The following is a 4,306-nucleotide window of genomic DNA, read 5'->3' as shown; positions in this document are numbered from 1 at the left end:
GCAAACGCTGGGTCATCCGCTGGAAAGGCGCACTCAACGCCTTCGACGTCGCCTTCGACGGCCGACTCACCGCAGGCCGCAAGTAGTCCGATTCGCCCCGGTTACACCGCTAACTTTACAGACCCGTGGATGTGGTCTGGCCCGTGCCGTCGAGGCTGGCTCGGCGCGAAGGGAAGATCATGAGCGGGACGCTCGCTCCCTTCGAACGCAACACTGCGCTGGCCCCGCGCTGGTTACCTCGGCAGAGAAGCTGTCTTCGCTCCGGCTGATCCCGTCGGATAACGGGGTCGCGTACGGAGACTTTGGGCAGGGTCGAGGTGTTGGGCCGGATGGCCAGGCCAAGCTGTGCGGCCCGGGTTCGGCTGGTCGGCAAGGCTCAATGTGGGTGGCCGGTCGGTGCGGATAGCAATGATCAGGGTTGTGTGATGGCCGCTGGTGGTCCTGTTCTATGGGGGGGTATGGTCAACAGTTTCGACGTTTTTGTCTCCTATGGGCATGCTGACCAGGTGTGGGTACGTGCACTGGCGGAGAATCTGGAAAGCGCGGGCCTGCATGTCTTCTACGACGAATGGGAGATCGTCGCCGGGGATCGGCTGATCCACCGGCTGGATGCGGGAATCCGAGGCTCGACGTCGGGGATTTTGGTGGTCAGTCCGCATGCGCTGTCGCGGCCGTGGGTGGCCGAGGAGTACGCAGCAATGCTCACCCGCACGGTTACCGGCCAGCAGCGGCTCATCCCCGTAATGCTCAAGGATGCGGAGCTGCCGCCGTTTCTGGCGTCGCGGGCGTGGGTCGACTTCCGCCACACCCACGACCCCGCCGTCTACACAAGCAGGGTCAGGGAGTTGGTCGCGGGGTTGCTCGGCCAGCGGAGGTCCCGCCCGGCCGCGGACGGAACAATGCGTCCTCCACCGGACCTGGCATACCGGGTTGAAGGCCCTCGCACCGCAGTTCTGCACATCACCCCGCAAGGGGTGAGCGTGAGCACCGCTGATGGGACCGTCGAGGGCCAGCCGGCGGGGATGGACTGGTCCGCAGGCCAGGTGCTGCGGGAGCTGGACCGGGTCCGGACCCGCAGATCGACCGATGGGCTGATCTTGCGTGCCGCGGACACTGGTGGTGCCGACGCGGATCCGCTGGATAGAGCCTTGCAGGCCGCCGGGCGGATGCTCGGCGAGCGGTTCCTACCCGCCGACGTGACAGCCGCCCTCACCGGTGAGATCGCCGCGGTGGTACGCGGCGGGGTTAGTCTGCAGCTGGCGGTCCAGACTGCGGACGCGGTGGCTGATCTGCCGTGGGAGACGCTCACCCTGCCTGGGCAGAGCAGCCCGTTGGCGCTCCATCCCTCCGTACAGATGTACCGGGGTGTCGCTGGGTTGGGAGCAACACCAGCTATGGGGATCCCGGGGCCGTTGCGAATCCTCGCCGTGATCGCCAGCCCCGACCACGGCGATGGCCACGGTGTGCTGCTGGACTACGAAACTGAACTCGCGCGGATCCTCGACGCCGTCGATCCCGCCCGCCGCAAAGGCGAAGCCTACGTTCGAATCTTGAACGGGGGTAACCGCACGGCGATCCGCGCGGCGCTGCAGCAGGAACGGTTCCACATCCTGCACCTGTCCTGCCACGCCCAGCCGGGCCGTCTCGTCCTGGAAGCCGAGGATGGCGCCGCCGACCTGGTCGACACTCAGACCTTCGCCGAGCAGGTCCTGGTCGCCGGGCGGGGCGTGCCGCTGGTAGTGCTCGCCGGCTGCTCCACCGCCCTTGGCCCCCAGCCAACCGAGGGCTCGGACGGAAACAGCGCCGGAACCGGAGCGGATCAGCTGCCCGGGCTGGCCCGCGGGCTTCTCGCCCGCGGTGTGCCGGCGGTGCTGGCGATGACTGCCCCGGTCAGCGACCTGTATGCCACCGACCTGGCCTCCCGTTTCTACGGCGAGCTGTCCGGGCGGGCAGTCGTCGACCCGTTGGCCGCCCTGACCGACGCCCGCCAGGGGTTGGAAACCGGCCGCGCCGCGCTGCCTGCCTCAGACCGGCGGGCGGGGATTGCTGAGTGGGCAACCCCGGCCCTGTTCCTACGCGGGCCGACGCTCCCGCTCTACAACCCGGCTGACGGTTTCGAGACGATCGTGGAGCCGGCCGAGCCGGTGCTGGCGGAAGGGATCGTGGTCCGCCGAGTCGGGGAGTTCGTCGGCCGCCGCAGCGAACTCCGCACCCTGCGCCGCGCCCTGAACGGCGATGGCTCCGGGGTAGTGCTGCATGGCATCGGTGGGGTCGGGAAGTCGACGCTCGCCGCCCAGCTCCTCGCCGATCTTGGCGAGGAGGCCGGGCTGGTGGTGTCCCTGACGGGCGCGGTCGCGGTCGATCAGATCCTTGCCGCGGTCGCCGGCCGGCTGGCGTCGTGGTGCTTCGCCCATAACATCGACGTCGAGGATGTCCGGCGCCGGCTGATCGACGTGCTGCGTTCCGGGACCCTCTGGCAGGAGCGCCTAGGCCTGGTCGCTGAGCATTTGCTGCCCACGTTGCCGGTCGCCCTGTTGCTCGACAACGCCGAGGACACCCTCACCTCCCTAGGCCCCGGTGGCGGCCACCGGTTCACTGACCCGCAGTTGGGCGCGTTCCTCGCCGCGTGGGTGGGTCTGTCGAGCCGGGCGCGGTTGCTGGTCACCAGTCGCTACCCTCTACCCGTCGACACTGCGACCGCCCGCCGGCTGACCGTGCACCATCTCGGCCCGTTCTCAGTGGCGGAGGCACGCAAACTGCTCTGGCGGCTACCCGCCCTCGACGCACTGACCCCCGCAGAACAGTCCCGGGCTATCACGGACGTCGGAGGGCATCCCCGCACCCTGGAATACCTCGACGCCCTCCTTGCTGGCGGTCAGGCACGGTTCCCTGAGATCGCAACCCGGCTCGAACACACTCTCCACGCCCGCGGGATCCCCGACCCGGCTGCCTGGTGCATCGGCTTCGCGGGGGATGTGGACAGGTCGCTGGCCGAAACCATCACCCTTGCAGTCGATGACATTGTCCTCGACGACCTCCTTGCTCGRCTCGACACCGTCCCGTTGGCCCGGCGTCTGCTGGACGGGGTGGCGGTCTATAGGTTTCCCGTCGACCACAATGGCCTGGCCTGGCAGGTCGCCGCCGCCAGTGCCCCTGCCCTCGCCCCTGACGGCGACGCATCCCTTTCGCGGACCCATGAGTTACTCGTCAGAGCCCATGAGCTCGGCGCCACGACCCTGGAAGAGGCCGGTCTCACCGACATCCAGGTGCATGAATACGGGGAATGGGTCGCGCAGCAAGGCCACCTCCCGTTGGCGATGCCTGACAAGTTCGACACCGCCCTAACCGCCCTGCTCGACCTCGGCCTACTCACCCCCGTCCGTGACGCTGACAACCGGGCAGCATTTACCGTGCACCGCTGGACCGCGACTGCCCTGCTCGCCCGTACCACCCCAAATGACAGTGTCGAAGCCCACCGGCGCGCAGCTTCCTATTGGCAGTGGCGCGCTGTTATCCGCCCTCAGAGCCGGCTCACCGAGATCATCCGGCAACTCGAGGCCGGGTATCATCACCTCACCGCAGGCAACCATGACGCCCTGAAGATCACCACCTACGCAGCATGTATTCAGCTGCACACCTGGGGACTGTGGGACTGGGAGGAAAAGATCTGCCGTCACAATCTCACGCGTCTCCCCCCTCGCCATCGTCTCAGTGCCGCCTTTATCCGCAGGCTCGGTGACATCGCTCAGGGACGCGGCGATTACGCGGCGGCGGAAGGCAGCTATCAGCAGGCACTGATCCTCTTCGAGGAGATCGGGGACCGCGCCGGCGTCGCCGCCAGCTTCCTCCAACTCGGCAGGATCGCCGAGCTGCGGAGCAATTACGCGGCAGCGGAAGACAGCTATCAGCAGGCGCTAGTTGTCTTCAAAGAGCTCGGGGACCATGTCGGCGTTGCCAAAGGATACAGCCAGCTCGGCACCATCGCCCAGCTGCGGGGAGACTATACGGCGGCGGAAGGCCTTCACGAGAGATCCATGGCCGTATTCGGAGATCTCGGAGATCTCGGAGATCGCGCAGCTCGCGCCATCTGCCTCCACCAGCTCGGCATCATCGCTCAGGAACGGGGGGATTACGAGGTCGCGGAAGGCCGCTATCAGCAGGCGCTGGCCATCTTCGAGGAGCTCGGAGACCGGGCTGGCGTCGCCAGAGGATTCGGCCAGCTCGGCGTGGTTGCCTATTTGCGAGGCGATTACGAGGTCGCGGAAGGTAGTTTCCAGCAGGCGCTGGCCATCTTCGAGGAGATCGG

Annotated in this window: 1 protein-coding gene; it reads left to right on the top strand. The window is 67.4% G+C overall.

Annotation, left to right across the window (positions count from 1 at the left end):
* Nucleotides 1-458: 458 nt before the first annotated feature.
* Nucleotides 459-4,306 (top strand): tetratricopeptide repeat protein (locus tag CC117_RS32560; RefSeq protein WP_071091891.1); only part of this gene is annotated, 3,848 nt, incomplete at its 3' end.

The organism is Parafrankia colletiae, from assembly GCF_001854655.1.
Classification (GTDB): Bacteria; Actinomycetota; Actinomycetes; order Frankiales; family Frankiaceae; genus Parafrankia; species Parafrankia colletiae.
Note: the sequence above shows the minus strand (reverse complement) of the source record. Positions and strands in the feature narration are given on the sequence as shown.